The following is a 26,698-nucleotide window of genomic DNA, read 5'->3' on the forward strand; positions in this document are numbered from 1 at the left end:
CCGATCGGGTTATGTTGCCCTGAAGTCCACTGGTGACACCCTTGCCGGCGATCATGGCGCGTCCTCCGAGCGGGGTGCGGATGCACGTGCAGTGACCCTCCGCAACGCCACCAGCAGCACAAACAGGGCGTGACCGAGCTTCACCCGGACGCGTGACGTGCTGGTGGAGCCGTCATCCAGGAGTACTGTGCACACGGCACAACCGGCCATCGTGATCACGATCCGTCACCTCGATCCTGCGGTGTGCAACTTTCGCAACGCAACGTCACGTGCAGATTCACCAGGAGGTGTGAACGCCTGGACACGGCCCGCTCTGTAGTGTCTACTTCGGTCACGCGAGAGGTGGCGCGTTTATCGAGAACGCCACCGTTCGGGAGCGGTTGGGAGTTCATCAGCGTCGTGGTTACTATGACGCCCGCCGGTTCTCCAACGGCTTCGTCTCCACATTGAAATCAGGCCGCTCGTAAATGTCCGCGGCCACTTCAACGGAGGAACACATGACCCAGGTGGTGCACACCCCGATAACGGCGCGCGCCCCGGAACAAACCGGTGTGAGCTTCGGCGGAATCACCGGACACCCGCACACTCCCCCGGTCCCCTCGGGGGCCCCGGACTTCACCGCGATCCACGACAGCGCGCAGTTCGCGGCGCTGCGCAGCCGCTTCCGGCGCTTCGTGTTCCCCATGGCCGCGCTGTTCGTCTGCTGGTACCTCACCTACGTGCTGCTGGCCGCCTACGCGCACGGGTTCATGAGCCACCGCCTGTTCGGGCTGGTGACCGTGGGCCTCGTGTTCGGCCTGCTCCAGTTCGCGTCGACCATCGCGATCACCGCCGCCTACGTGCGGTTCGCGCGGAAGAACATCGACCCGGCGATCGCCCAGCTGCGTGCCGAGGTGGGGGTTTCCGACACATGATCTCCGCACAGTCCGGCCAGGTCGGCAGCCCGCTGCTGAACCTGGCCGTGTTCGCCGGGTTCGTCGCGATCACGCTCTACGTCGTGTACCGGGTGAGCCACCGCAACACGTCCACAGCGGACTACTACGCGGCGGGCAGCGCGTTCACCGGATCGCAGAACGGCATCGCGATCACCGGCGACTACCTGTCGGCGGCGTCGTTCCTCGGCATCGCGGGCGCGATCGCCGTGCACGGCTACGACGGCTTCCTGTACTCGATCGGCTTCCTCGTCGCGTGGCTGGTGGCGCTGCTGCTGGTCGCCGAGCTGGTCCGCAACACGGGCCGGTTCACGATGGGCGACGTGCTGGCGTACCGGATGCGCCAGCGCCCGGTGCGTGCCGCGGCCGCCACGTCGACGCTCGTGATCTCGTTCTTCTACATGCTGGCGCAGATGGCGGGCGCGGGCGGTCTCGTCGCGCTGCTGCTCGACGTGCACGGCAAGGGCGGGCAGGCGCTGGTGATCTGCGTCGTCGGCCTGATCATGATCTTCTACGTGCTCGTCGGCGGCATGAAGGGCACGACGTGGGTGCAGATCATCAAGGCGACGCTGCTCGTGCTCTGCGTCGTGCTGATGACCGTGTTCCTGCTCGGCAAGTTCGGGTTCAGCATCTCCGCGCTGCTCGAGGACGCCGCGGCCAACAACACCAACGGGCAGGGCGTGCTCGAACCGGGCGGCCAGTACGGCAGGACGGCGATCACCCAGCTGGACTTTGTGTCGCTGTCGCTGTCCCTGCTCCTCGGCGCCGCGGCACTCCCCCACGTCCTGATGCGGTTCTACACCGTGCCGAACGCGAGGCAGGCGCGCCGGTCGGTGGTGTGGGCGATCGGCTGCATGGCCGTGTTCTACCTGGCGACGCTGGTGATCGGCTACGGCGCGTCGGCGTTGGTCGGCTCCGAGCGGATCCTGGCGTCGACCGGCAAGGAGAACTCGGCGGCGCCGCTGCTGGCGTTCGAGGTCGGTGGCACCCTGCTGCTGGGCATCGTGGCGGCGGTCGCGTTCGCGACGATCCTCGCCGTGGTCGCGGGCCTCACCCTGACCGCGTCGGCGTCCTTCGCCCACGACGTGTACGCGAACATCTTCCGCGGCGGCAAGGCGGAGCCTCGCTCGGAGGTCAAGGTGGCCCGCCTGACCGCGGTCGTGGTCGGCGTGCTCGCCATGATCGGCGGTGTCCTCGCCAACGGGCAGAACGTGGCGTTCCTGGTGGCGCTGGCGTTCGCGTTCGCGGCGTCGGCGAACCTGTCGACGCTGCTGTACTCGCTGTTCTGGAAGCGGTTCAACACCACCGGGACGCTGTGGGGCATGTACGGCGGGCTGGGTTCGTGCCTGCTGCTGGTGTTCTTCTCCCCGGTCGTGTCGGGCGCCCCGACGTCGATCTTCTCCGGGATGGACTTCCACCTGTTCCCGCTGACGAACCCGGGCATCGTGTCGATCCCGATCTCCTTCCTGGCGGGCTACCTCGGCACGATGCTGTCGAAGGAGCAGGCCGACCCGGCGCTGCAGAAGGAGATGGCGGTCCGCTCGCTGACGGGTATCCGCTCGTGAGGTGAGCACCCGAGAACGTGCCCTGGCAGCGGCCACATCCCCCCACTGCCAGGGCATTCCCATACCGCGGGCCGCACGTTTCAGGCGCACGTGGCGAAGCGTTCACTGACGAACACCCTCCACCGGTGTAGAAACGTGGTGTGCGTGACCCACTCGCGGGCCTGGCCGATGTGCCGTGGCGGCAGTTGAACCATGCTGACGGTGTCGCGGCGGACGTGCCCGACCGGTTGCGGATGCTCCGGTCCGAGCACCTCGACACCCGTTCCGGCGCGCTGACCTGGCTCGCCAAGGTGCCGGGCTCGACGGCGGGCGCCGCCGTCGTCGACTTCCTCGTGGCGTTGATCGACGACCCGGCCACCCCCGACCGGGAGTCGCTGGTCAGCCTGCTGCACGACATCGCCCTGCGGGACGTCGACCTCCCGCTGCCCGACGACTTCGAACCCGACGACGCGTTCCTCGCCGCCAGGAAGCACGTCGGCTCCTACGCCTCCTGGCTGGCCGATCCCCTCGTCGCGGCCCAGGCGGCGGAGCTGCTCGCGTACTTCCCGGCGTCACAACAGGTCGTCGACGCGCTGCTGGCGTCCGCGGCGCCCGCCAGCGCCAACCTCACCCTGGGGTACGTGCACGGTTTCCCGTCCGTGGACACCCACCTGACCACGGCCCTCGCGTCGTCGTCGCGGGACGTCCGGATGACCGCCGCCGTCGCGCTCGCCTTCCGGTTGGGGGCCGACCTGCCCGAGTCCGCACTGGACCTGCTCGTCGACGAAGCCCCGCCACCGGCGCCCCCTGGCTGGGACCGCTCGATGCGGGGCTTCGTCACGCTCGCGTTGCGCCGGGTCGGCCTTTAGGAGATGTAGAAGCCACCCGAGTTGCGGTACACGGCCGCCGTGATCGGGAACCGGCGGGTGCCGTCCCACCAGTGGTAGACCACGCGGTAGCTGCCGTCCATCGCGTTGAAGAAGTCCATCCCGCCCGGGCCGCGGTGGTTACCGGGCAGTCCCCGGTACGGGTTGAGCCCACCGGTGCCCGTGTACCCGAAGTAGGGCCGCTCGACCCCGTTCGCCCGCGGTGTGCACCTGCTCGAGGGGATCGGGCCGGTGCCGCACCTGGCGATGCCGGTCGAGTACCGCGCGCTGTCCCAGTTGTTCCCCGAGTAGGCCAGGTACCAGTAGCCGTCGGCCGACTTGAACATGGACGGGTTCTCGATCACGTGCGTGCCGCCGCTGGTCCCCCTCGTGTCCCACGTGATGTCGGTGCTCTTCAGCAGGTCCCGGCGGGACGACCAGATCGCCCAGCCGTTCGAGCCGGTCCGCACCGCGGAGATGCCGGTCTCCGCGCCCGAGGTGATCGCGTCGTCCCGGTAGGTCACGTACAGGACACCGCCCGAGAGGTACGGGTTGGCGTCGATCGCCCAGCGTCCGCCGGGCGGGCACGCCCACTCGCCCGGGTTCGTGAACGGGCCGCGGGCGCTGTAGGAGACCGCCCTGCCGATGCACTTCTGCCCGGTGCCGCGCTTGGACGCCGTGTAGTACATGAAGTAGCGGTCACCGAACTTCGCCACGCCCGGCGCCCAGATGTTGCCCTCCGCCCACGAGCCGGGACCGTTGGGCAGGGCGTCGCCCGAGGCGCAGTCGGTGATGCCGACCGTGTTGCCGGAGCCGTGCACCAGCACCGGCACGAACAACTTGCCCGTCGCGCCGCAGCGTTTGCCGACGCCGGCGCCGACGGTCGTGCCGTAGGTGACGTACCGGCCGTCCTTGGCGAGCACGGTGTCCGGGTCGGCGAGCGGGAACGGCGACTCGTTCGCGGCCTGCGCGACGCCCGCGGTCACGCACGTCGCGACGACGGCGGCGGCGGTGAGCAGCCGCGCCAGGTGTTTGATCATGACAGTCCCTTTCAGGTCAGCCGCAGCTTGGCCTGGTAGGCCCAGTGGTCGGACGCGACGTGGAGGTGGTCGTGCGGGTACCAGTGGTTGATCCCGGCCTGCCGGAAGTCGACGGCGGCGGTGCCGATGATCCAGTCGATCCGGCGTCCGGTGTCGCGCAGCGCGGTGCTCCAGCCGTTCGTGGTGTTCCACTGCCGGGTGAGCCGCTGCGCGGTGGTGATCCAGGAGTCGTGGGTGCCGCCGTCGACCATCTTGGCGTGCACCGGCGAGCCCGGTTCGGCGTTGAAGTCGCCGGTCACCACCACGGGGCGGCCGAACCCCGGGATCTTGTCCTTGATCATCGCCGCGCTCTTGTTGCGCGACTCCGACGACTGGTGGTCCAGGTGGGTGTTGATGTGCACGAAGTCCCGGCCGGTGCGCCGGTCGTGGAAACGCAGCCACGCCATCATCCTGGGCTGGTCGTTGCCCCACGACTTCGAGCCGGCGACGTTGGGGGTGTTGGAGAACCACCAGTGACCGTGTTCGTCCAGACGGAGCCGGTCGTTGTCGTAGATGACGCCGTTGCTCGGCCCGGTGCCGTCGGCGTAGACGCCACGCCGGATCGCGCGGTACCGGTCGCCGAAGCGGGCCCTGACCTTGTCCATCAGCTGGATGATCTGCCAGACATGGGCCTCCTGGGTGCCCATGATCGTCGGCTGTTCCTTGTGGAAGAGCCAGTCGATGTGGTCGATCCGGTGGCTCCACGCACGCCATTCGGAGTCGACCGGCACGCGCAGGTTGTAGGTCATGACGTTCATGTGGTCGCCGCTGCCGATCGGTCCGATCAGCGGCAGGTCGAGCTGGGCCGCAGCCTCTGGCGCGACGAGGGCCTGCCCGCCGACGGCGGCGGCGGTCACCCCCACCGCGCCGAAGAAGGTCCTGCGGTTGATGTGTTTGGCCATCCGACCTCCTGACGGTTACGCGAACACGCATCCGAGAGTCGGTCAGAAAATATGTGACAACCGCAGACGGTCTGACACATTGCGGCGGAACTGCCGCCTAATGCGGCCGTACGGCCTATCGAATGACGCCGCCTGACGCGGCGTGATCACCTAGATGGCTTCGCCGCGGCGGACCTTCCGCGTCACCGAGCGCTCGGCGAAGAACGAGCCGATCGGCACCACGCCGGACAGCATCACCAGGACCGTGCCCTTGAGGGACCAGCGGGCCTTCAGCGCGAGGTCGACGATCGTCACCAGGTAGACGATGTAGAGGAAGCCGTGCGCGGGCCCGACGATCGCCGAGTACATCGGCTCGTCGAACACGTAGTTCATGACCATCGCGAAGCACAGCGCCAGCAGGCCGACACCGACGATGTACGCGAGCACCCGGAACCGGGCGAGCGCACCCTTGACACCCGCGTCGCCGACGGCCTGGGCGGGGTTCTCCTCGTCGGTGACGGGGGACTCGGCGGTCATCGCGTCTCCTGCTCGTGTCGCGCGTTGAGCTGGGCGAGGTAGGCGTTGTACGCGGCCAGCTCGGGATCGTCCTCGGCGTCCTGCACCGCATACTGCCGGACCGGCATTTTGTCCGGTTCAGGTGGGGGTGCGGGTTGTGACGCGGCTTGCTCCGCAGGAGCGCGCGTCCGCAGCGTGCGCATCCGCCAGAACATGAACGCCGGGAACAGCCCGAAGAGCGGCCAGAGCAGGGCGTAGCCGAAGTTCTGCCAGTCACCACCGGCGGCCATGAAGCGGCTCCACTGCCACCAGGCCAGCCCCAGGCACCCGAGGAAGACCACCACACAGAGAAGAACGATCCCCGCGCGGCGCGCCAGCACTCCGCCATTCACGCCTTCGACGCTAACACTCCCCCGGTGAACGCCTCCCATGCCGCACCACCAAACGTGAGGTGGCCGGACTCGACGTTCTTGGAGTCCCGCACCCCGACGGTGTCGGCCACAAACGCCACCTCGACACAGTTGTCGTTGACCGCCCCGCTGCTGCGGCTGCTCTTGCGCCAGACCGCGCCGGAAAACTCCACCGTGGGCACTTCCTTCTCAGGACTACAGGTCGCGGGCCAGCCGCTCGATGAGCGCCACGGACTCTGTCGGGCTCAGCGCTTCAGATCGCAGCTGATCGAACCTCAGTCTAGCCTGGTCGAGTTCCTCGGGTTTCTCCATCTGGAGGGCACCGGTCACGTACGCCACGTGGAGCAGAGCGGGATCCCCGCCGGGAAAACTCAGGATCGTGTACGCGCCAGTCGTTCCGGTGTGAGCGCCCCCGGCATCAGGCAACACCTGGATGTTGACCGTAGGCAACTCCGCGCACTTGGCAAGGTGGCGCAACTGAGCGCGCATCACCCCTACCCCTCCGACGCGCTTCCGCAGAGCCGCCTCATCGATCACGGCGGCCAACTCCAGGGGAAACTCCTCGTCCTCTAGCCGCCGCTGCCTGTGCAGCCGGGCGGCCACCTCGTTCTCGATCTTGTGGGCGGGCAACCCGTGCGCGGCGAACAGCGCACGCATGTAAGCCTCTGTCTGGAGCAGACCGGGGACGTTGATCACGCCGAACTCCAGCAACGCCGACGCTTCTGTCTCCGCGCTGATGAAGCCGTAGTCGTCGATGCCGAACTTCTTCCACCAACCCGGGCGGTTGGCCTCGCGGACGAGGTCGAGCAGCTCCGGGTCGTAGATGTCGTAGAAGTCCATTATCGACCGTGCCAGGTGGACGTCCGCCCGCGACTCGCCCGTCTCGATGCGGCCCAGCGAGCTGCGGGTCTTGTCCAGCAGCCGCGCGGCTTCCTCCAGGGTCAGCCCCGCCTGCTCACGCATCTGCCGCAGCCGCCGCGCCAGGCGCCGCCGCCGGAACGTGGGCGTCACCCCGGTTACCTCCCGTGCTCGAACGATCACAGCATGATCGCAGCCGGGAGGGTACGAGTGGGAATCCCGGTCAGACGGCCGTGCGCGCGTAGTCGTCGGCGAGGCCGAAGACCTTCTGGCCGTAGGGCACGGAGTTGTTGTACGAGAAGACCGCGGCCCACCAGTCCTTCGGCGTGGCGAGGTCGCGGCCGCCCGCGCACAGGTACCGGCCCGCGGCCAGCGCCGCGTCGTCGATCTGCTGCGGGTCGCCGATGCCGTCGAGGTTGGCGTCGGCCGTCCAGCGTTGCCACGTCGACGGGATGAACTGCATCGGGCCGACCGCGCGGTCGTGGGTGGCGTCGCCGTCGTAGCGGCCGCCGTCGGTGTCGGCGATGGCCTTCACGCCCACCGAACCGTCGAGCGGGACACCGATGATCGCCTTCGAGGGGCGGCCGTCGTCGTTCAACCGCGCGCCGCCGTAGCGGCCGTGGTTCGACTCGACGCGGCCGATGCCCGCGAGTGTCGCCCAGGAGAGGTGGCAGGCCGGCTGTTCGGACCGGAGCACCAGTTCGGCGTTGCCGTACGCCATGAGAGCCCTGGCGGGCACGTCGATGGCACCGGCCACGCGGCTTGCCCAGGTCTTGAGTGGGTCCTCGCCTACCGCGCCCGCCTGGGGCTGCGGTGGGGCCACCGCTCCGGGTCGCACATCAGCGACCGGGACCGACGCGGCCGGGACCTCGATGGGGCTCTGCTCCGGTTCCGTCGCCGCCTTCAACAGCCAGACGCCGCCACCGGCCACAGCGATGACCAGCAGGACGAGGCCGGCGCGGAGGAGCACGCCTCGAATGTCAGGTAGCTGGCCGTCGGTCACACCAGGTCAACGACGGCCGTGCCACAACGTTACGAAGATCAGGCCGACCGGCGCTCGTTCTGGCGCTGGAGCCGGTTGACGCACCAGGCCGGGGCGCTGCCGCGGCGGAGGTGGTCGAGGACGGTGAGGGGACCGAGCCTGCGCTTGAGGTCGGACGGGGCGAGACCGGCGGCACGGTAGTCGAGGGCGCGCTGGTCGAGCGGGCTGATGCCGGCGTCCCACCACTCCTTGGCCTCGGCGAGGCCACCGACCATCTGCCACCAGCCCGCGGCCGCCGAGATCAGCTCGGCCGGGACGTCGGGCAGCCGCTCACGCATGGCCGCGAAGAACCGTGGGTCCGTCGCCTCGACGGCGGCCCAGGGGTTGCTGCCACCGCGTGCGCGCTGGCCGGGGATCCCCTGCGGCTGGACCGGCACTTCCGCGAGCCACTCGGACGCGATGCGGTTGATCTCGTCCGACTCGGCGGCCTTCGAGTGGTCCTCGGTCCACTGCCGCACCAGGTCATCCACACCGGGATCGTCGAGCATCCTGCCTCCTTCGAGAACTGCGGACTGCCCCGCGGACTGTGTCTGCTGATCCCTTCGCGACTCGTTCGCGAAGGCGATGCCGGAACCGTAAAGGCCACCACCGACAATTCGCCAGACCTGATCTCGACGAAAGCCCGCCAACAGGGCGTTCGGACCCCGAATCCACCCGTACGGTCCAATGTGGCGCGTAGGCTGACCAAAAACAGTCACGTTCCGTGATCCGCTTCGGCCCGCGACGCGACGAAGCGCCGCAGCGGCCTTGCCGCGCGGCGCTTCGTGGTGCTACAGGGTCAGGCGAACACGTTCTTGACGAAGGTGATGATGGCCTCGGCGCCGTCACGCAGCCAGCCGAGGATGCCCTGCACGGCTTCCGCAGCCTGCGAGGGCTGGGTGATCACGTAGAACAGGATCAGCGCCACGCCCACGAGCATCATGGCCTTCTTCGCGTTCATCAGACTCTCCGTCCGCCACTACCCCACCGGTCCGCCCGTTCATGCAGATGGCTGGCCCCCACCTTACGGTGCGTGCACCGCGCCGGGCACCAGCTTACGAGCACTCATCCAGTCCAGCGAGCACGACGGGGGCCGCCGAACCGGGGTCAGCGGCGGGCGGTCATGACCTGGCGTACGGCCTCGCTCGGAACCACGCGTAAGGCCACCGCCTGTTCGGCGCACACCGACTGCGCGTGCCGGACGGCGGCGGAGACCGCGTGGTCGCAGAACGACACCGTGCTCAGGTCGAGGGTGAGCACGTCCAGCTCCGCCAGGTCCGCCTCCTCGAAGAACTCGGTCACCGAGCGGTTCAGCTCGGCCAACGTCGTCGTGTCGAGGGTGCCGGTGACACTGATGCCGGACTTGCCGTCGACAGAGATGGTCACCGGCCGGGGCCCTGTGTACGTCATGACGCGGAGACTATGTCGACACATCCCGTTCACACATCGGGGTACGACCCTGAGACCTACGCAACCACCCCATTCGTGCGCAATCGGTCAATCTCCGCCGGGGCGTAGCCCAGCTCGGTGAGCACGTCCGTGGTCGACGACCTGGGCTCCACCGGGGCTTTCGGCGTCTCCGGCACGGTTCGCGAGAACTTCGGCGCCGGGGCGGGCTGCGTGTGCCCGTCCAACGAGACGAACGTCTCACGCGCCACGTTGTGCGGGTGGGCCGCCGCCTCGGTCGTGTCGAGCACCGGGGTCAGGCACGCGTCGGTGCCCTCCGCCAGCGCGGTCCACTCGTCACGGGTCTTCGTCCTGATCCTGGCCGCCAGCACCTCGCGGACGGCCGCCCACCGCTCGGGGTTCAGGCGCTCGGCCACCGACTCGGGGTCGAGTTCCAGGACCTTGCACAGGTCACCCCAGAAGCGTTCCTCGATCGCGCCCACCGCCACGTACTTGCCGTCGGACGTCTCGTACGTGTCGTAGAACGGGGCGCCGCCGTCCAGCATGTTCCGCCCGCGCCCGCGGCTCCACATGCCGATGTTCCGCAGGCCGTGCAGCCCCGCCGTGAGCAGCGCCGAGCCCGCCACCATCGCGGCGTCGACCACCTGGCCGCGGCCCGACACGGACCGCTCCACCAGCGCGGCCAGCACACCCATCGCCAGCAGCATGCCGCCACCACCGAAGTCGGCCAGCAGGTTCAGCGGCGGGACCGGACGCTCGCCCTCGCGGCCGATCGGTTCGAGGGCGCCCGCCAGGCCGATGTAGTTGATGTCGTGCCCGGCGGCCTGCGCGAGCGGGCCGTCCTGGCCCCAGCCGGTGATCCGGCCGTAGACCAGCCTCGGGTTGCGGGCCAGGCAGTCGGACGGGCCGATGCCCAGCCGTTCGGTCACGCCCGGCCGGAAGCCCTCGATGAGCACGTCCGCGTCCTCGACCAGCCGCAGCACGACGTCACGGCCCTCGGGGTTCTTCGTGTCGACGCCGATCCACCGCCGCGAGCGCGACAGCGGGTCGTTGGGGAAGGTCAGCACGTCGAAGCCCGGCTTGGCGCGGTCGACCCGGACGACGTCCGCGCCCAGGTCGGCCAGCACCGTCGTCGCGAACGGGGCCGGCGCGAGACCGGCCAGCTCGACGACCTTCAGTCCGTTCAGCGGTCCCATGGAGGCCCCTCACAGCGAGCGGGAGATGATTTCCTTCATGATCTCGTTGGTGCCGCCGAAGATCCGCTGCACGCGCGCGGACGTCCACGCCCGCGAGATCGGGTACTCGTTCATGTAGCCGTAGCCGCCGAACAGCTGCAGGCACTCGTCGGCGACCCGGGACAGCCGGTCGGTGGTCCACCACTTGACCATCGCCGCGCCGGTGACGTCCAGCTCGCCCTTCAGGTGCCGCTCGATGCACTGGTCCAGGTACGCCTTCGTCACGGCCACCTCGGTCGCCGCCTCGGCCAGCTTGAACCGGGTGTTCTGGAACTTGAAGATCTCCCGGCCGAACGCGGTCCGTTCCTTGGTGTAGCGGATGGTCTGCTCGACCGCGCTCTCCATGGCCGCCACCGCGGCGACCGCGATGATCAGGCGTTCCTGCGGCAGCTGCTGCATCAGGTGGATGAAGCCCAGCCCCTCCTGCCCGCCCAGCAGGTTCTCCTCGGGCACGCGCACGTCGTCGAAGAACAGCTCGGAGGTGTCCTGGCCGTGCATGCCGACCTTGTCGAGCACGCGGCCGCGGCGGAAGCCCTCGGCGTTTTCGGTCTCCAGCACCAGCAGCGACACGCCCTTGGCGGCCTCGTTCGGGTCCGTCTTCGCGACGACGATGATCAGCCCGGCCTGCGCGCCGTTGGTGATGAACGTCTTGGCGCCGTTGAGGACGTAGTGGTCGCCGTCCCGGATCGCCTTGGTCTTGACGTTCTGCAGGTCGGAGCCGGTGCCGGGTTCGGTCATCGCGATCGCGCCGACCAGCTCGCCGGACGCCAGCCTCGGCAGCCACCGCTTCTTCTGGTCCTCGGTGCCGCACGAGTTGAGGTAGTGGGCGACGATCCCGGAGTGCACCGAGTTGCCCCAGGCGTCGTCACCGGCCTTGGCCTGCTCCTCCAGGAGGATCGCCTCGTGGGCGAACGTGCCGCCCCCGCCGCCGTACTCCTCCGGGATCGACAGGCACAGCAGGCCCACCTCCCCCGCCTTGTTCCACAGCTCGCGGTCCACCTGCTTCTGCTCGGACCAGCGTTCGTGGTTGGGCGCCAGCTCCTTCTGGCAGAACGAGTGCGCGAGCTCGCGGAACGAGTCGAGATCGGGGTCCAACCAGGAAGAACGCTGCGTCAGCGGCATGAGGACTCCAAAAACAATCCGGTCGGCATGTAAAGTCTGGCTTGAATGTACCTGCGTGCAGACATGCACGTAAAGCGGAGGAGCACCATGGCCACCCCGACCGCCCGCAAGCACCGGACGCAGGCCGAACGCAGCGAACGCACGCGTGAGCTGCTGCTCGACGCGACCGTCGAGTGCCTGGTCGAGCTGGGTTACGCGCACACCACGGTGCAGGAGATCTGCCAGCGGGCCGGGCTGTCGCGGGGCGCGCAGCAGCACCACTTCACGACCAAGGCCGAGCTGATGACGAGCGCGCTGGAGCACCTGTTCGCGCGCCTGTCGGCACAGATACTGAACGCCACCGCGGAGCTGCCGCCCGGGCCGGAGCGCATCGAGGTCGGCATCGACCAGCTGTGGTCGGCCTACTCCGGGACGCTGTCGACCGCGGCCGTCGAGCTGTGGGTGGCCGCCCGCACCGACCCCGAGCTGCGCAAGAGCCTGCTGCCCGTGGACCGCGCGCTGGGCCACGCGACACTGCGGTTCTACCGCCAGATCGTCGGCCCGGACCTCGACGAACAGCGCGCCGAGACACTCCTCCTGCTGACCGTGAACCTGATCCGCGGGCTGGCGCTGGACGCCATGATCGGCGGCGACGCCAAGCGCCGGACCGCGCTGCTGACCGAGTGGAAGTCACTGGTGCTGGACCAGTTCGCCAACCGGCCGAGGGTGGAAGGCGGGTGAGCGGCCCGGCCCTCGCTCGGGCCGCTCACCTCGCTGACAGAGAAGAGGGCATCGAACGCGAAACGTGACGTTTGCTCGCGCAACTCTTTGCGCTCAGTCGGCGTTCTGCCACGGCACGTCGCTGAGAAACCAGTCGACGACCTCGCCCGCCGCGATGCGTGCCTCGTCCCGCCACGGCCCGACGGCGTCCAGCTCGTCGACCGGGAGCCAGCAGGTCTCGTCGTAGCGGTACATGTTCGGCCGGGGCTCGCCCTCGTCGAAGGTGACCTCCGACGGGAACTGGCAACGCCACACCCGCAACGCCGCGTCCACCGCGTTGCTCCGCGCGTCCCGCCAGCTCAGCAGCACCCGGTCGCTCAGGATCTGGTCGACGGGGCGCAGCGAGACACCGAACTCGGTGGTGAACAGGTCCTGCAGCGTGCCGCGCTCGTCGCCGGCCAGCTCGTCGCCGGGCAGCTCCCAGAACCCGGCCATCGACGGCGGCTGCGACCGGCGCGCCACGAACAGCCGGAAGTCACGGACGATGGCGGCGCCGAGCACGATGGTGGTCTCGGTCATGGCCCCAGTAGTTCAGGTCGCGGGACCGCCCGGCAGTGGGCCGCGGGAGACCGTTCGGGCGACGAAAGCGTCACATTGGGGCACTGGCATCATTCGCGTGTGACTCAGCCCGCATATCCGCCGTACCAGCAGCCCATGAGGCCCATGATGGGCGCCCCCGCGCAGCCGAAGGCGCCGAGAGGCGGTGTCACCACCATGGTGGCCGGCCTGCTGGCGCTGGTGGTGGCGGGCCTCGCGGTCGGCGGTTCCTTCGGCGACGTCTCGACGTACCGCCACTCGTTCGAGATCGACGGCGACGTCTCGACGTCCGGCCACTCGCGGACGTGGTGGAGCTTCGGTCTGCAGACCAGCGACTCGAACACGCGGGACCCCGAGAGCATCCTGACGGGTCTCACGCTCGTGCTGGCGGCGACGCTGCTCGTGGTGGGTGCCGTCTTCGCGTTCGCCGCCGCTCGTTCCCGGGCTTCCGGGGCGGTCGCCGGGGCGCGGTCGCTGATCACAGCCGGTGTCGGTGTGCTCGCCGGCGCGACCCTGATGCATCTGATCGCGGTGCTGGACCAGATGTCGACGTACAACGAGAAGGAACTGGAAGCGGGCGAGTCACTGGAGTTCTCCGCCGGTCTCGGCTTGTGGCTGCCGCTGGGCGGGCTGGTGCTCGGACTGGTCGCGATCGTGCTGGCGCACGTGGGGCAGCGGGCGGGTGCCGTCCGCGTGGAGCCGAACACGCCGCGGATGGGGTTCCCGGCGCCCTACGGGTACCGGCCGCAGCAGATGCCCGTGACCGAACGGCCGACGGACGTGCAGCCCGCCGGTGACGACGCGACGACCACGCAGCGGGTCAGCGGCGCGACGGCGAGCGGCACGTTCGCCCCGGTGACGCCTCCGGCGCCGGTCGCCCCGCCCGCCCCGATCACCCCGGCGACGACGTCGGTGCCGGACACGCAGACCACGGCACCGGCGAGCAAGCCGGTGCTCCAGCCCGACGCCGAGAAGCCCACGATCGCCGAGCCCCCGGCGGCACCGCCCGCCACACCAGTCACCGAGAAGCCCACCGACGTCGAGCCTCCGCTCGCCTCCGCCGGACAGGCAGCCCCGGCCGCACCCGTGGCCACCACCGAACCGGCTCCTGCGGCCGAACCCGCCGCGACATCGCCAGCCGCACCGGCCAGCGAGCCCGTCCCGCCGAGCACGCCGTCCCCGCAGACACCCACGCCACCGGCGACCTCCACCGAACCCGCGGCCGCCACGCAGCCGCCGCACTCCGCACCCGTGGCCACCACCGAACCGACTCCCCCGGTCGAACCCACCACACCGCCCGCCGGACCGGCCAGCACACCATCCCCACAGACACCCACGCCACCGGCGACTTCCACCGAACCCGAGCCCGCGGCCCCCACATCGCCCGGCGGACCGGCCGGCGAGACCGCCCCGCCGAGCACGCCACACCCGCAGACGGCGCCGCCACCCGCCGAGCCGGTCAGCACCCCGGCGGTGCCCGGCGTGCCCGGTGAGCGGAGCGCGCTGTCGGACTTCCCGGCGGCTCCCCCGGCTCCCGAACTGTCCCCCGAGGACGACAAGAACGGAAAGTAACGAACCGGCCGGTCACGGTATCGCGCACGATCGGGCAGCGGTGCCGAAATGCCCTGTCGTGAGCAGGAACGGTGCGGGATGATCCTGGCGTGATCGGCCCGGCGGGCGCGCGGCGTGTACCCGCCTCGCTCCTACTGCTCACCCTCATCCTGTTCGGGGTGGCTGGCTGGTGCGTCTGGTCGAGGGCCACCTCGCCAACGGACGGCGCCACCGTCAGCCCCTCGGTCAGTGCTGTCTCGATCGGGCACATCATCGTGTCCGATGTGGAGCCGGGGAGTGCGCTGCGGCTCGGGGACGAGGTGCTCGCGATCGACGGGCAGCGGCTCGCCGAGCGGACCGCGCACCTGCCCGGCGGGCTGCCTGCGCAGGCCGGGGACACGCTGACCTACCTGGTGGACCGTGCCGGGCGAACGCTGTCGGTCGACGTCACGCTGCACCACTTCCCCATCGTGCGTGCCGTCGGTGACTGGTGGCCGATGCTGCTGGTGGCGACGCTGCTCGTCGCGACGAGTGTCACCGTGTTCTGGGCCCGGCCGCGCGATCCGGCCGCGCACGCCACGTTGCTGACCTCGGCGATCGGGATCGTCGCGATCATCGGGGCCGGGTTCTTCCCGTTGATGGCGGTCGACCTCGTCGCCGGGGACCAGTTCTGGCGGCACTTCACCGGGCAGGTGGCGTTCGCGTTGTTGTGGGGCGCGACGCTGCACTTCGCGATCGCCTTCCCCGCGTCGACCGTCACGCGCGGGCAGCGGTGGCTGATCGCCGCCGGGTACGCCGGGCCGCTGGTGCTGTACGGGCTCGTGTGGCTGCTGACGCTGGTGGTCCTGCGCGAGCCGCTCGAGCGGATCCACGTGCTCGTGGTGCCGGTGCTGCCCGCGTTGTTCACCTACCCGCCGCTGATCGTGACCGTGCTGGTCCGCAAGTACGCCCGGCAGCGCGGGGAACCGACTCGCAAGCCCATCCTGTGGCTGCTGGTGGCGCTCGTGGGCAGCGTGGTCGCCTACCTCACGATCTGGGTGGTGCCGGTGATCGCGACCGGCACGCCGGTGGTGCCGTACGAGATGCAGGCGCTGCCGTTCATGGCCGTGCCGGTCGCGATGGCGGCCGCCGTGCTGCGGTACCGGGCGCTGAACATCGAGGTCGCGGTCAGCAGGACCGTCGTGTACGGGGCGCTGACGATCGGCGCGATCGGCGTGTACGTCGCGGTGGTCTCCGCGTGGAGCGCGGTGTTCGGGCCGGTCACCAACGTGTGGTGGCAGGCGGTCGTGGTGGCCGCGATCGCCGTGTTGTCCCAGCCGGTGCGCAGGCGGCTGCAGGCGCTGATCAACCGGCGGCTCTACGGCGAACGGGACGACCCGTACCGCGTGGTGTCGGCACTCGCGTCGCGGCTGGAGAACACGCCGACCGCGGCGACGATGCTGCCGGAGATCGTCGAGACGGTGTCGGCGGCGCTGCGGCTGCCGTACATGGCGATCGAGATCCAGGCGCGTGGCCGCAGCGAGACCGCGGCGAGCGTCGGGACACCGACGGGTGAGCTGCACCGGATGCCGTTGACGTTCCACGGTGAGCGGGTCGGCAACCTGGTCGTGGGCAGGCGGTCGTCGCAGCGGGAGCTGACGCGGCCGGACCGGATCGCGCTCGCGGAGGTCGCCCGGCACGCGGGCGCGGCCGTCTACACCGCGCGTCTCACCCGCGACCTGCGCCGGTCCCGCGACCGGCTGGTGCGGGCGCGGGAGATGGAGCGGCGGCGGATCCTGCACGAGCTGCACGACGGCGTCGGGCCGACGCTGGCGGCGGTCGCGCTCGGGCTGGACGTGAGCAAGCGGACCGTCGGTGACACGTCGCCGACCGGTGAGCTGCTCGGCCGGTTGCGGGACGAGCTGCAGGCGGCGATCGTGGAGATACGCAGGCTCGCACACGGACTGCGGCCGCCCGTGCTGGACCGGATCGGGCTGATCCCCGCGATCCGCGAGTACGCGGGCGCGCTCGCGAGCCGCAGCGCGGGCGGGGACTCGTCGGTGGACGGGGTGACGATCGTGCTCGAGGTGCCGTCGGCGATGCCGAAGCTCCCGGCTCCGGTGGACGTCGCGGCGTACCGGATCATCTGTGAGGCGTTGACGAACGTGACCCGGCACGCGGCGGCCAGCTCGTGCGCGGTCCGGCTCTGGGTGGACGACGACCTGCACATCGAGGTCGTCGACGACGGGGTCGGGCTACCGGCGGTGACGAACGGCGGCGTGGGCCTGTCGTCCATGCGGGAACGGGCGACGGAGCTGGGTGGCGAGTGTCTGGTGGAAGCGGAATCCGACGGCGGGACACGGGTCTTCGCGACGCTTCCCCTGCCGAAGGAGGCCGGTTGATGTCGGCGCAGGAACCGAGGCTGCGGGTGCTGGTGGTCGACGACCATCCCCTGTTCCGGTTCGGGCTGTGCACCGTGCTGGCGGCCGAGCCGTCGCTGGACGTGGTCGGCGAGGCCGCGAACGGGCGGGACGCCGTGTCGGCCGCCCGGACGTTCAGCCCCGACGTGGTGGTGATGGACCTGCACCTGCCGGACATCGACGGCATCGAGGCGACCCGGCAGATCGTCGGCGAACGCCCCGGCACCGGCGTCATGGTGCTGACCATGTTCAACGACACGGAGTCCGTGTTCGCGGCGATGCGGGCGGGCGCGCGGGGCTACCTGCTGAAGGGGTCCGGTCAGGAGGAGATCGTGCGCGCGGTGCACGCGGTGGGCCGTGGCGAGGCGATCTTCGGCCCGGACATCGCGACCCGCGTGCTGGGCTTCTTCAACAGCGGCCCGGCGACCCCGACGGACACGGTGTTCCCGGAGCTCACGTCCCGCGAGCGCGAGGTCCTGGCCCTGATCGCGGACGGCGAAAGCAACGCGACCATCGCCGGCAGACTGTGCCTGTCCCCCAAAACAGTCCGCAACCACGTCTCGAGCATCTTCACCAAACTCCACGTGGCGGACCGAGCCCAGGCCATAGTCCGAGCCCGCAAAGCAGGCCTGGGCGAACGCAACACCCCCAACTGACAACACCGCGAGTCGCGCCCCCAAACACCGCGAGTCGCGCCCCCAAACACCGCGAGTCGCGCCCCCAAACACCGCGAGTCGCGCCCCCAGACACCGCGAGTCGCGTTCCCAGGCATAACGAGTTGTCGGTCTCGTGCAGATCTTGAACTCAATGACCTGCACGAGACCGACAACTCGGTGTGTTGTAGAACGCGACTCGCCCTGCTCGGGGGCGCGACTCGCCCTGTTTGGGGGCGCGACTCGCGGGGTTTTAGATCAGGCCTTCTCTTAGGGCGTAGGCGACCGCGTGGGAGCGGTTTCGTAGTTGGAAGCGGTTCGTCACGTCGTGGAGGATGCTTTTCACGGTGCGCTGTGAGTAGCAGAGCTTGTCCGCGATCTCCTTCGTGGACAGTCCGGACGCGACCAGGCGCAGTACCTCGGTCTCCCGGTTCGTGATGCCCGCCAGGTGCAGGCCACGGGGCTCCAGGACGTGGCGTTGCAGCCGGGACACGCGGTTCAGCAGACGGCCGAGCAGGTCCGGCGGCAGTGCGCCCTCACCCGCGGCGGCGGCCTTGACCAGTCGCACCAGGACGTCCGGCGTCGTGTCGGCGCGGCGGGCCACCGCGCACACCCCGCCCTCGACGGCGGTCAGGATCTCCGTGTCCTCCAGCTCCCCCGCGATGAGGACCACCCTCGTGAACCCGCGCACCTGCAGAGTGCGCAGCAGTTGTGCGCCCCGGTCGTCGAACCGGTCGGTCACCACCAGCGCGACGGACTCCGGGGACGCGGCGTCCTCGTCGACCAGCCACACCTCCTGCCGCGTGCGCAGTGCCATCTGGACGCCGCTCTGCAGGATGGGGTCGGTCGCACGCACGACGACCGGGATACGGCTTTGCTCCAACATCGAATCTTCCGCTCTCTAGCGCGCCCCCGACTCGACGCCCAGCACGTCGAACCCGCGCACGGAGAAGGTTGCCCGAACGTGCGTCCCAGGCACATGGGACCGGTGTCCCGGTTTTGCACGGCCGAACCACGGACCGTGCCCGGGCAGGCACACAACGGGGCCCCCGAACGAACCGGGGGCCCCGAAAGGACTAGCGGACCGTCAACTGGGTGCCGGGCCGGAGAGCCTGCCCGAGAAGGACACGGCCGGGGTGCACTTGCCGGTCGCCGGTTCCGGCGCGCCGGGCAGCTGGCAGCTCACCTCGACGGTCAGCGGCTGGTCCGGGCTGAACGTCCACGGCTCCAGGAAGTGGAAGTCCATGTCGCGGAAGTTCTGCAGGCCGGTCGCGTACAGCACCTCGTCGCCGCGCTTGATGGCGAGCGTGCCGCTGTCGCCGCGCGGGTTCTGCAGGATGATGTCGGTCAGCACCAGCGTCTTGTTCGGCGGGATCGCACCGGCCGGCACCTTGAACGACTCGAACTCGGCGGGGTCGGACTGCGCGTCCGCGCTGGTCGTGATGCGGAAGTCCACAGCGGACCCGGTCGAGATGTCGACGCCCTTCTCGTCGGTCGTGGCGCCCCGGCCACCGACACCGCCGCCACCGCCCGCGCCCTCCTTGGCCGCCATGTCGTCGACCTTCTTCTGCGCCGCGTTGGCCTTCTCCTCGGCCGCGACGGCACGGCGTTCGGCGAGGTCCGCCTTGTCCTTCAGCTCGGCCTGTGCCTCCTCGGCCGCCGTCTTGCCCGCCTCCCGCGCCGCGGTCTGCACGGTCGGCTTGACGAGCGTGAACCACAGCACGGCCAGCACGACGGCCGCGGCGAGCACGGCCGCGGCGGCGGGCAGCAGCCACTTCGGCAGCATCTGCTGCTGCACGACCGTGCCGTCCATGTTGACCGGCGGCTGGTCCGGCGCGATCGCCGTGACCCCGAACGGCAGCCGCTTGTCGGCGCCGCGCAGGAACCGGTCGTACGGCTTGGCCCGCAGCTTCAGGAACGCCGACGTGCCCGGCTGCACGGTGAGCGAGCTGTGGTCCAGCGACAGCTTCAGCTGCTCCTCCGGGTCGTTCGTCACGACCTCGACCGGGATCGGGTAGTTGCCCGAGTTCTCGACGACGACCTCGTGCACGGCCTTGGTACGGCACCGCGACGTCTTCGGCGACAGCTCCAGCTGCAGGTCCATGAACGGCTCGACGTCGACCGACCCCTCGGCGACCGACGAGTTCGGCGGGTCCTCGCGGGACAGCACGCGCACGCCGAACGGCACCTGACCGGCGGGCACCGACGAGTCCCGTGGCGGCGCGAACCGCACGGTGGCCTGACCGTCCTGCCCCGGCATCAGGTTCATGACGCGCGGCGTGACCTCGGTCCACTCCCGAGAATCACCGACTATGTCCAAGGTGAACTGGTCGACCAGCGTGCCGTTGTTCCGCACCAGGACCGTCGCCTCGACCGCCTGACCCGGAGTCACGGACAGCTGCCTGCTCGCCAGCGACGTGGTAGCTCCCATGGGCAAGCAGTGTCGGCAGGAAAGGCGACGGGGACAGCTTGCGCCGGGGAGCATGGCGGGGCGGCCCGGACTGCCCGATCGGGCGCACCCAGGCGTCCGGTACGCCACCCGCGAGCCGGGACCGGCGCACCGCGATCCCCCATACGGTCGGGCGCGGTAGATCTGGAGGTACCCCGTGCCCGAGTCCCCGCTCCGCACCCAACGTGCCGTCGCACTGGCCGTCGTCGCGACGGTCGTCGGCGTTTCCGCCGTGGTGGCCCTGTCCGGTCAGACCACGACCGCACACGCCGCGACCGCACCCGGCTCCACCGTACGCGCGTCCGTCGCCGACGCGTCCGCCCCGGACGGCGAGGACGGCACCGAAAGCGGCGGCGAGAACCAGGAGCTGTCCGCGAACGGCACGACCGTCGTGTTCTCGAGCGAGGCACGGCTCGACGCCCTGTCCAACGACGGCTACGAGGCCGTGTACGTGCGCGACCTGAGGAACAACCGCACGACCATGATCAGCCGGGGCCAGTTCACGCGCCCCGATCCCCCGACCATCACCACGACGACCCCGACGTACGTCCCGCCGCGGTTGGCCGGGGAGCCGTTGCTGTCGTTGAACGGCAAGCGGAAGCAGGAGGAGCCGCGGTTCGGTGAGGTGCCGCCCACCCGGGGCAGCACGGAACCGACGATCTCCGAGGACGGCCGGTACGTCGCGTTCGTGACCCGGGCCGACAACATCGTCGTCGAGGACGACAACACGTCCCGGGACCTGCTTGTGTGCGACCGCGACCCCGACGGTGACGGCGAGTTCGACGAGCGCCGGGACGACGGCAGCCTCAGCTACCGGTACTTCCGGGTGAACGAGCCGCAGTGGGAGCAGGGTGACGGCGACGTCGCCCGCATCGACAGCCCGAGAACGCCGAAGCTGTCCGACGACGCGACGCGGATCGTGTGGCAGGACCGGGCGTTCGTCGACGACAGCGACGGCTACCGCCAGGTCGTGCGCACCGCGCCGCTCACCCCGGCCGGCCCCGGCGAGGTCGCGGCGCTCGGCACGACCCTCGGTGACCTGCGACCAACCGCGCAGCGCCAGCCGGACGTGTCGGCCGACGGCCGCTTCGTCGTGCTGGTCGCGGACTACGTGCGTCGCGAAGGCGGCGGCGAGTTCTACGTCGACGTCCCGTTCCACGCGGTCATCCGCAAGGACATGAGCACCGGCGCCGTGCTCCGCGTCGACTGGGACGTGAACACCACGCCGGACGACGTGGCACCGCTGTCGATCGACGAGTCCGTGTACCTCGCGGCCCCCGCGATCGCCGGCGACGGCGGCACGATCGCGTTCGAGGCCGAGGCGTACGAGAACGGGTGCACCTCGACCAGCTGCTGGTACTCGGTCGCCGACCAACCGGTGGTGTACGTGGTGCGGGTCCAGGAGGACGGCACGCCGGTCGACTCCGCGATCATGTCGCGGGACAACGACAACGAGGTCGTCAACGGGTTCAGCCCGGCGCTGTCCGGGGACGGCCGGTTCCTCGCGTTCGTCACCGACAACGCGAACGCGCACGACGGCGTCGACCGCCCGCTCGGCGACTCGGACAGCTGCCGCACGTTCTCGGAGTCGGAAGGCCTGAAGCGCGCCGATCTGCCGCCGCCCACAGAGGACCGTGGCCGGCGGGTCGTGTGCCAGGTCGTGGTGCGGGACCTGGTCGTCGACCGGCAGCGGCTGGTCGACGAGGAGCCGCGGTTGCCGGGCACGCTCGCGTCGCCGGGCACGAGCGGGGACTGCGCCGAGACGCTGCCGGAGGACGCCACGTGCGGCGGCGACGACGACTCGCCGCCGTACAGTTCGACCGCGGCTTCCCTGTCCCGCAACGGTTCCACGATCGCGTACGACTCGTGGGCGGCCGACCTGGTCACCGAGCCGGTGGACGACAACGCGGGCGTCGACGTGTACGTGCGGACGTTCCGCCCGGACCTTCGTGCCGACCCGACCCCGCTGGAGTTCGGCGAGGTGACGATCGGTGAGACGTTCGACCGCGTGGTGCGGCTCGACCACGTCGGCTTCGGCCCACTCGTAGTGACCGAACTGACGATCGACGCACCCGAGTTCACCGTGGGCGCGCAGACCTGCACCGGCACGGAAACCGTTGTGCTGCAACAGACCGGGAGCTGCGAGGTGTCCGTCGTGTTCACCCCGGAGAACGCGGGCGAACGGACCGGCACGCTTTCCGTGCGGCTGCGTGACGGCCGCGAGTTCACGGTTCCGTTGCGTGGCACCGGTGTCGAGGAGGAGGAGCCGCCGCCGGACGCGCGGTTCGCGGCTGCTCCGGACCCGCTGGCGTTCGGTGACCGGCTGCTCCTGTCGACGGCGCCCGCGAAGGCCGTCACGGTGACGAACACGGGCGGCGAGGACCTGACGGTGACCGGTGTCGGCGTCGTGTCCCCGCTCGCGCCCGCCGACTACGCGATCGAGTCCGACACCTGCACCGATACCCCGGTGCCGCCGGGCGGGACGTGCGAGGTGGCGGTGACGTTCTCGCCGCGGGCGTCGGGTGCGAGGGCGGCGGTGCTCCGCTTCACCGACGACGTGCCGGGCGGCACACCGCACCTGATCGGGTTGACCGGCACGGCGGCCGTCCCGGCCATCGAGGTGGCGCCGGGCGTGTCGCCACCGGGACGCGTGCTCGCGGTGACCGGCAGCGGATTCGCCCCGGGCAAACCGGTGACGGTCAGGATGGGAGCCTTCGCGGAGAACGCGACCGCCGTGCCGGGCACCGACGGCCGGTTCACCGCGATGCTGCTGGTCCTGCCGAAGACAGCGATCGGCACGTACCCGGTGACCGCGACCATCGACGACACGGACCCACCGATCGAGGCGGCCAAGGCGGTCCTGATCGTCGCCCCGTCCGTCAGCCCGGCCGACTTCGTGATCCGTAACTGATCTTCACCCGGGTGGCGGTTCCCCGGCACCCGGGTGCCGCGGGCAGGCTGGAAGGCCGATGCGTCCAGCCTGCCCGGGAGCGCGATTGGTCACTGGCCGACAGCAACACCTCAACCAGTCCCTGCTGCGGATCCCGCGGCGGGCCGAGAACTCCGCACGCCACACCGTGTCCAAGACCTATGTCGAGGCCGGTTCGTTCGCGGCGCTGCTGCACTCCAGTGACCACCAGATCCTCTACGGCAGACGCGGCACCGGGAAGACGCACGCGTTGCTGCACCTCGCCGACCTGCTCGCCGGCATGGGCGACGTGGCCGTCTACGTCGACCTGCGCACCATCGGGTCGGCGGGCGGCATCCACGCCGACAGCGCGCACACCGCGGCTGAACGGGGCACGCAGCTGCTCATCGACGCGCTCGAGGAGGTGCACGACGGGCTGCTGACCGTGGCGATGGAACAGGACGTCGGCGACCCGACCGCGTTGCTCCGCGAGCTGGACGCGCTGGCCGAGGCCGCCACCACGGTCAAGGTGGTCGGCGAGGTCGAGCGGGAGACCACGGTCAGCGGCGCGGAGGAGGCGACGCGGTCGGCGGAGGTGTCGCTCTCCCCCAAACCGGGCGCCCGCGGCTCGGCGAACCACCGGCGGTCGGTCACCGCGCAGAGCCGGTTGCTGCGCACCGGCGTCGAGCGGCACCAGGTGATGTTCGGGCCGCTGTCGCGGGCCGTGCGCGGGATCGTGCGTGCGCTCGCGCCCGCGCGGCTGTGGCTGTTGCTCGACGAGTGGAGCAGCCTGCCCAAGGACCTGCAGCCGTTCCTCGCCGACCTGCTGCGGCGCGCGGTGCTGCCGGTCGGCGGCCTGACGGTCAAGATCGCCGCGATCGAGCGGCGGGCGGCGTTCGCGGTGCCGACCGGGCCCGGCGAGTACGTCGGCATCGAGGTCGGGTCGGACGCGGCGTCGTCGGTGGACCTCGACGAGTTCCTCGTGTTCGACAACAGCCCGGCCCGGGCACGGGAGTTCTTCGCGCGGCTGTTCCACAACCACACGGCGGTGTGGCTCGCGACGATGGTGAAGGACCCGCCCGCCGACGTGACCGCGTTCGTCGACGAGTGCTTCCGCCGCACCGCGTTCCCCGAGCTGGTGCGTGCCGCCGAGGGCGTGCCGAGGGACGCGATCAACATCGCCGCGCTCGCCGCGCAGCACGCGCACGACAAGCCGGTCACGGTCGCCGACGTGCGCCGCGCGGCCCGCGACTGGTACCTGCGCGACAAGCAGACCGCGATCCGCGCGAACGAACCCGCCCGCGCGGCGCTGCGGGCGTTGGTCGACGAGGTGGTCGGGCACCGGCGGGCGCGGACGTTCGTCGTGGACCAGCTCGCCGTCGAACGGGCCGGGGTCGTCGAGGACCTCCACGACGCGCGGCTGCTCCACCTGCTGCGCCGGGGGATCGCCGACCCGAACCACCCCGGCGCGCTGTACGACGGGTTCGCCATCGACTACGGCTGCTACGTGTCCCTGCTGCTCGACGACGCGAAGTTCCACACCCGGGGCAGGGGCGACTGGCTCAACTCCCCCGACGGCGTGCCACCGGAGGGCTTCAGGTTCGCGCGGTCGGCGATCGACCTGGGGGCGCTACTCGGTTAGGAACGGCACCACGACGGCCGCGAACTCGTCCGGCGCCTCGCTGTGGATGCGGTGCCCGGCCGGTACCTCCACCACGCGCGCGGACGGCATGCGTGCCGCGGCGTCGTGGATGCGGCTCTGGTCGACGTGGCTCGTCGGCCCACCGGCCAGCCACAGCGTGTCGGCCGTGATGTCGGCGAGGGCGGCCCACCACGCCGGGTCGGGCGTGCGGACCGTGCGGAAGACGGGCTCGACCACCGCCCAGTCGAAGTCCACCGGCTCGGCGGGCCGGGCGGGTGGTTCGGGGAGCGGCATGGGTGCGTGCGGGGGCGGGCCGGTGCCGTGCCCGGGCAGGTCGAGCGCGATCGACGTGCGGGGCAGCCCGGCCGCGAAGGTTTCCCAGGTGCGGGCCGAGCTGCCCAGCGCGTGCAGGAGCACGACGGGGATCATGCCGCGACGGTAGCCGTCAGACCTCCTCGAAGAACTCGATTTCGCTGATGGCCAACGTGTTGCCCTTGACCGCCTTGAACGTGCCGACCACGTGGATCTCCACGCTGCTCACGCCCTCACCGTTCTCGATCTCCAGCGTCTGCGGATCGGGCAGGTCCTGGAGGTCGATGTCGGTGGTCTTGCCGGTGGAGAACACGAGGTGCAGCTTCTGGGCGCGGAAGGTCGCCTTGAAGTCGCCGCCGTCGCCGTTGTGGACGATGATGCGCGCGAGGTCGACGGTCCGGTCGAACGTGACGACCATGTTCGGCTCCTTGGGCCCGACCGGCGCCGCCCAGAAGCTGTCGGAGGCACCGTCCACCGCGAGGTTCGCGGGGTGCTTGGGCAGCGCCGCCGACGCGGTCGGCGCCTCCGCGGCGGACACGGGCACGTACTGCGGGAACACGACGCGCTCGAACGTGCCCTTCGCCTCCGCGGCCCGTTCGTTCACCCAGCCCCGGAAGGGCGCGAACAACCCGTACGCGATGCCACCCAGGATGAGCGCGACCGCGACCACCCTGCGGACCACCTTGAAGGTGGCGCTGACCGCGACGGCGAGCTTGCTCTTGCCGGCCCGGCCGCGGCGTGTGGACCGTTCGCCCGCCTTGCGGACCTTCGCGCCGCGCCGCGGCAGCAGCTTGCGCCACCACGGCGTCTTGACGACCTGCGCCTCGGCGAGAGACGTGCCGCAACGGCTGCAGAACTTGCGTGTGGGCGCGTTGCCCTCGCCGCACTCCCCGCAGACGAGGTCGCCCGGTTGGAGCTTCCTGGACGGCGGCTGCTTGCGGACCTGGGGTGGCTTCTTCCGCGCCTCCTGGGGGACGACCGCCTCGGGTTGCGTGGTCGCCTTGCCGGTGACGGGCGCGACCAGTTCGCCGGCCTCGGCCTCGCTGGCCTTCGGCTTGGGCGGCGGCAGCGCGGGACCGCCCGATGCCGCGGGTGTCGGCGGGGCGGGCGGCTTCATCCCGGGCACGACCGACGAGTCCTTCGGCCCGACGGGAAGTGGCAGCGCACCCGCGGGCGGCAACGCCGGACCGGAAGCGGCCGACGCGGGCCCCGGCGCGGGCGGCTCCGGCGGCAACCTGGGTGGCGGCGGCTTCAGGCCAGGGGCGGCAGCCGCACCCGGAGGCGACGGCGGGACAGGCGGCACCTTCGGCCCTACACCCGCCGCGGCCGAACCAGCAGCCCCACCGGAAGGTGGCGGCGGGACAGGCGGCAACTTCGGCGCCCCACCAGCACTCGACACCCCCGATGGCAACGGCGGATCCGGCGGCAACTTCGGCGGCGGCGGCCTCAAACCAGACACAGCCGAACCAGCAGAAGGTGACGACGCGACAGGCGGCGCACTCGGCGCCCCACCAACACTCAACACCCCCGATGGCAACGGCGGATCCGGCGGCAACTTCGGCGGCGGCGGCCTCAAACCAGACACAGCCGAACCAGCAGAAGGTGACGACGCGACAG

Annotated in this window: 26 protein-coding genes; 9 read left to right on the top strand and 17 right to left on the bottom strand. The window is 70.5% G+C overall.

Features of this window, described 5'->3' with window-relative positions; all coding sequences use genetic code 11:
- Positions 1–497 precede the first annotated feature (497 nt).
- The 3 genes from ACIBVP_RS43700 to ACIBVP_RS43710 all read left to right on the top strand — a co-directional run bounded on the left by ACIBVP_RS43700 (position 498) and on the right by ACIBVP_RS43710 (position 3,345).
- A complete protein-coding gene (locus ACIBVP_RS43700; protein ID WP_396112464.1) occupies positions 498–914 on the top strand; it encodes a DUF485 domain-containing protein in 417 nt (138 codons plus the stop codon).
- The gene (locus ACIBVP_RS43705) at positions 911–2,497 is read left to right on the top strand and encodes a cation acetate symporter (protein ID WP_396112465.1); all 1,587 of its coding nucleotides are present in this window, start codon (positions 911–913) and stop codon (positions 2,495–2,497) included. Before ACIBVP_RS43700 ends, ACIBVP_RS43705 begins: the two co-directional genes overlap by 4 nt.
- A gap of 140 nt (positions 2,498–2,637) precedes the next feature.
- Positions 2,638–3,345 carry a hypothetical protein gene (locus ACIBVP_RS43710; RefSeq protein ID WP_396112466.1) on the top strand — a complete coding sequence of 236 codons (708 nt, stop codon included), beginning with the start codon at positions 2,638–2,640 and terminating at the stop codon, positions 3,343–3,345.
- Here the strand turns inward: ACIBVP_RS43710 and ACIBVP_RS43715 are convergent.
- From ACIBVP_RS43715 to ACIBVP_RS43770, 12 genes are all read right to left on the bottom strand, one after another.
- The gene (locus ACIBVP_RS43715) at positions 3,342–4,382 is read right to left on the bottom strand and encodes a family 43 glycosylhydrolase (RefSeq protein WP_396112467.1); all 1,041 of its coding nucleotides are present in this window, start codon (positions 4,380–4,382) and stop codon (positions 3,342–3,344) included. The genes ACIBVP_RS43710 and ACIBVP_RS43715 overlap by 4 nt on opposite strands.
- Positions 4,383–4,393: 11 nt before the next feature.
- A complete protein-coding gene (locus ACIBVP_RS43720; RefSeq protein WP_396112468.1) occupies positions 4,394–5,323 on the bottom strand; it encodes an endonuclease/exonuclease/phosphatase family protein in 930 nt (309 codons plus the stop codon).
- 150 nt (positions 5,324–5,473) lie between these two features.
- The gene (locus ACIBVP_RS43725) at positions 5,474–5,839 is read right to left on the bottom strand and encodes a DUF3817 domain-containing protein (protein ID WP_396112469.1); all 366 of its coding nucleotides are present in this window, start codon (positions 5,837–5,839) and stop codon (positions 5,474–5,476) included.
- Positions 5,836–6,210, bottom strand: a complete 375-nt coding sequence (locus tag ACIBVP_RS43730; RefSeq protein WP_396112470.1) for a hypothetical protein — start codon at positions 6,208–6,210, stop codon at positions 5,836–5,838. Before ACIBVP_RS43730 ends, ACIBVP_RS43725 begins: the two co-directional genes overlap by 4 nt.
- Entirely contained in the window at positions 6,207–6,410 is a 204-nt protein-coding gene (locus ACIBVP_RS43735; RefSeq protein WP_396112471.1) for a DUF397 domain-containing protein, read from the bottom strand. Before ACIBVP_RS43735 ends, ACIBVP_RS43730 begins: the two co-directional genes overlap by 4 nt.
- A 13-nt stretch (positions 6,411–6,423) precedes the next feature.
- A complete protein-coding gene (locus tag ACIBVP_RS43740) occupies positions 6,424–7,239 on the bottom strand; it encodes a helix-turn-helix transcriptional regulator (RefSeq protein ID WP_396112472.1) in 816 nt (271 codons plus the stop codon).
- A gap of 70 nt (positions 7,240–7,309) precedes the next feature.
- On the bottom strand, positions 7,310–8,056 hold the full coding sequence (locus ACIBVP_RS43745; protein WP_396112473.1) for a murein transglycosylase: 747 nt from the start codon (positions 8,054–8,056) through the stop codon (positions 7,310–7,312).
- Positions 8,057–8,127: 71 nt separating this feature from the next.
- Positions 8,128–8,616, bottom strand: coding sequence for a helix-turn-helix transcriptional regulator (locus ACIBVP_RS43750; RefSeq protein WP_396112474.1), 489 nt, complete (start codon positions 8,614–8,616; stop codon positions 8,128–8,130).
- 290 nt (positions 8,617–8,906) lie between these two features.
- Positions 8,907–9,068: a hypothetical protein gene (locus ACIBVP_RS43755; protein ID WP_184814265.1), complete on the bottom strand. Its 162-nt coding sequence runs from the start codon at positions 9,066–9,068 to the stop codon at positions 8,907–8,909.
- A 146-nt stretch (positions 9,069–9,214) separates the two neighbouring features.
- Positions 9,215–9,517 (bottom strand): STAS domain-containing protein, encoded by a 303-nt coding sequence (locus tag ACIBVP_RS43760; protein WP_396112475.1) that lies wholly within the window; start codon positions 9,515–9,517, stop codon positions 9,215–9,217.
- Between the two features lie 56 nt (positions 9,518–9,573).
- Positions 9,574–10,710 carry a CaiB/BaiF CoA transferase family protein gene (locus ACIBVP_RS43765; protein ID WP_396112476.1) on the bottom strand — a complete coding sequence of 379 codons (1,137 nt, stop codon included), beginning with the start codon at positions 10,708–10,710 and terminating at the stop codon, positions 9,574–9,576.
- A gap of 9 nt (positions 10,711–10,719) precedes the next feature.
- On the bottom strand, positions 10,720–11,871 hold the full coding sequence (locus tag ACIBVP_RS43770) for an acyl-CoA dehydrogenase family protein (protein WP_396112477.1): 1,152 nt from the start codon (positions 11,869–11,871) through the stop codon (positions 10,720–10,722).
- A gap of 87 nt (positions 11,872–11,958) precedes the next feature.
- On the opposite strand from ACIBVP_RS43770, the gene ACIBVP_RS43775 reads away from it, so the two are divergent.
- Positions 11,959–12,591: a TetR/AcrR family transcriptional regulator gene (locus ACIBVP_RS43775; protein ID WP_396112478.1), complete on the top strand. Its 633-nt coding sequence runs from the start codon at positions 11,959–11,961 to the stop codon at positions 12,589–12,591.
- Between the two features lie 93 nt (positions 12,592–12,684).
- On the opposite strand, the gene ACIBVP_RS43780 is transcribed toward ACIBVP_RS43775, so the two are convergent.
- On the bottom strand, positions 12,685–13,149 hold the full coding sequence (locus ACIBVP_RS43780) for a hypothetical protein (protein WP_396112479.1): 465 nt from the start codon (positions 13,147–13,149) through the stop codon (positions 12,685–12,687).
- Positions 13,150–13,284: 135 nt separating this feature from the next.
- Here ACIBVP_RS43780 and ACIBVP_RS43785 point away from each other — a divergent pair, with 135 nt between their 5' ends.
- The 3 genes from ACIBVP_RS43785 (at position 13,285) to ACIBVP_RS43795 (ending at position 17,773) form a co-directional block, all read left to right on the top strand.
- On the top strand, positions 13,285–14,739 hold the full coding sequence (locus ACIBVP_RS43785; RefSeq protein WP_396112480.1) for a hypothetical protein: 1,455 nt from the start codon (positions 13,285–13,287) through the stop codon (positions 14,737–14,739).
- 71 nt (positions 14,740–14,810) lie between these two features.
- Positions 14,811–17,099, top strand: a complete 2,289-nt coding sequence (locus ACIBVP_RS43790; protein ID WP_396112481.1) for a histidine kinase — start codon at positions 14,811–14,813, stop codon at positions 17,097–17,099.
- Positions 17,099–17,773: a response regulator gene (locus tag ACIBVP_RS43795; RefSeq protein WP_396112482.1), complete on the top strand. Its 675-nt coding sequence runs from the start codon at positions 17,099–17,101 to the stop codon at positions 17,771–17,773. Before ACIBVP_RS43790 ends, ACIBVP_RS43795 begins: the two co-directional genes overlap by 1 nt.
- Before the next feature lie 250 nt (positions 17,774–18,023).
- On the opposite strand, the gene ACIBVP_RS43800 is transcribed toward ACIBVP_RS43795, so the two are convergent.
- Complete coding sequence (locus tag ACIBVP_RS43800; RefSeq protein WP_396112483.1) at positions 18,024–18,656, bottom strand: response regulator transcription factor; 633 nt, start codon at positions 18,654–18,656, stop codon at positions 18,024–18,026.
- 201 nt (positions 18,657–18,857) lie between these two features.
- The gene (locus ACIBVP_RS43805; RefSeq protein WP_396112484.1) at positions 18,858–20,201 is read right to left on the bottom strand and encodes a hypothetical protein; all 1,344 of its coding nucleotides are present in this window, start codon (positions 20,199–20,201) and stop codon (positions 18,858–18,860) included.
- Between the two features lie 175 nt (positions 20,202–20,376).
- Between ACIBVP_RS43805 and ACIBVP_RS43810 the strand changes: the two genes are divergently transcribed.
- Complete coding sequence (locus ACIBVP_RS43810) at positions 20,377–23,130, top strand: choice-of-anchor D domain-containing protein (RefSeq protein ID WP_396112485.1); 2,754 nt, start codon at positions 20,377–20,379, stop codon at positions 23,128–23,130.
- Between the two features lie 85 nt (positions 23,131–23,215).
- Entirely contained in the window at positions 23,216–24,769 is a 1,554-nt protein-coding gene (locus ACIBVP_RS43815; RefSeq protein ID WP_396112486.1) for a hypothetical protein, read from the top strand.
- Here ACIBVP_RS43815 and ACIBVP_RS43820 read toward each other — a convergent pair.
- Together ACIBVP_RS43820 and ACIBVP_RS43825 are read right to left on the bottom strand one after the other, a co-directional pair.
- Positions 24,758–25,198, bottom strand: coding sequence for an alpha/beta fold hydrolase (locus tag ACIBVP_RS43820; protein ID WP_396112487.1), 441 nt, complete (start codon positions 25,196–25,198; stop codon positions 24,758–24,760). The genes ACIBVP_RS43815 and ACIBVP_RS43820 overlap by 12 nt on opposite strands.
- Before the next feature lie 16 nt (positions 25,199–25,214).
- Positions 25,215–26,384, bottom strand: a complete 1,170-nt coding sequence (locus tag ACIBVP_RS43825; protein ID WP_396112488.1) for a zinc ribbon domain-containing protein — start codon at positions 26,382–26,384, stop codon at positions 25,215–25,217.
- Between the last annotated feature and the right edge of the window lie 314 nt (positions 26,385–26,698).

Source organism: Actinophytocola sp. NPDC049390, from assembly GCF_044466355.1.
In the GTDB taxonomy this organism is placed as follows: Bacteria; Actinomycetota; Actinomycetes; order Mycobacteriales; family Pseudonocardiaceae; genus Actinophytocola.

Excerpts from the sequence above, each read along its gene's own strand:
- ACIBVP_RS43700 (WP_396112464.1), top strand. The coding sequence starts at position 498 with ATGACCCAGGTGGTGCACACCCCGATAACGGCGCGCGCCCCGGAACAA.
- ACIBVP_RS43705 (WP_396112465.1), top strand. The coding sequence starts at position 911 with ATGATCTCCGCACAGTCCGGCCAGGTCGGCAGCCCGCTGCTGAACCTG.
- ACIBVP_RS43715 (WP_396112467.1), bottom strand. The coding sequence starts at position 4,382 with ATGATCAAACACCTGGCGCGGCTGCTCACCGCCGCCGCCGTCGTCGCG.
- ACIBVP_RS43720 (WP_396112468.1), bottom strand. The coding sequence starts at position 5,323 with ATGGCCAAACACATCAACCGCAGGACCTTCTTCGGCGCGGTGGGGGTG.
- ACIBVP_RS43725 (WP_396112469.1), bottom strand. The coding sequence starts at position 5,839 with ATGACCGCCGAGTCCCCCGTCACCGACGAGGAGAACCCCGCCCAGGCC.
- ACIBVP_RS43750 (WP_396112474.1), bottom strand. The coding sequence starts at position 8,616 with ATGCTCGACGATCCCGGTGTGGATGACCTGGTGCGGCAGTGGACCGAG.
- ACIBVP_RS43755 (WP_184814265.1), bottom strand. The coding sequence starts at position 9,068 with ATGAACGCGAAGAAGGCCATGATGCTCGTGGGCGTGGCGCTGATCCTG.
- ACIBVP_RS43760 (WP_396112475.1), bottom strand. The coding sequence starts at position 9,517 with ATGACGTACACAGGGCCCCGGCCGGTGACCATCTCTGTCGACGGCAAG.
- ACIBVP_RS43765 (WP_396112476.1), bottom strand. The coding sequence starts at position 10,710 with ATGGGACCGCTGAACGGACTGAAGGTCGTCGAGCTGGCCGGTCTCGCG.
- ACIBVP_RS43770 (WP_396112477.1), bottom strand. The coding sequence starts at position 11,871 with ATGCCGCTGACGCAGCGTTCTTCCTGGTTGGACCCCGATCTCGACTCG.
- ACIBVP_RS43775 (WP_396112478.1), top strand. The coding sequence starts at position 11,959 with ATGGCCACCCCGACCGCCCGCAAGCACCGGACGCAGGCCGAACGCAGC.
- ACIBVP_RS43780 (WP_396112479.1), bottom strand. The coding sequence starts at position 13,149 with ATGACCGAGACCACCATCGTGCTCGGCGCCGCCATCGTCCGTGACTTC.
- ACIBVP_RS43785 (WP_396112480.1), top strand. The coding sequence starts at position 13,285 with ATGAGGCCCATGATGGGCGCCCCCGCGCAGCCGAAGGCGCCGAGAGGC.
- ACIBVP_RS43795 (WP_396112482.1), top strand. The coding sequence starts at position 17,099 with ATGTCGGCGCAGGAACCGAGGCTGCGGGTGCTGGTGGTCGACGACCAT.
- ACIBVP_RS43800 (WP_396112483.1), bottom strand. The coding sequence starts at position 18,656 with ATGTTGGAGCAAAGCCGTATCCCGGTCGTCGTGCGTGCGACCGACCCC.
- ACIBVP_RS43805 (WP_396112484.1), bottom strand. The coding sequence starts at position 20,201 with ATGGGAGCTACCACGTCGCTGGCGAGCAGGCAGCTGTCCGTGACTCCG.
- ACIBVP_RS43820 (WP_396112487.1), bottom strand. The coding sequence starts at position 25,198 with ATGATCCCCGTCGTGCTCCTGCACGCGCTGGGCAGCTCGGCCCGCACC.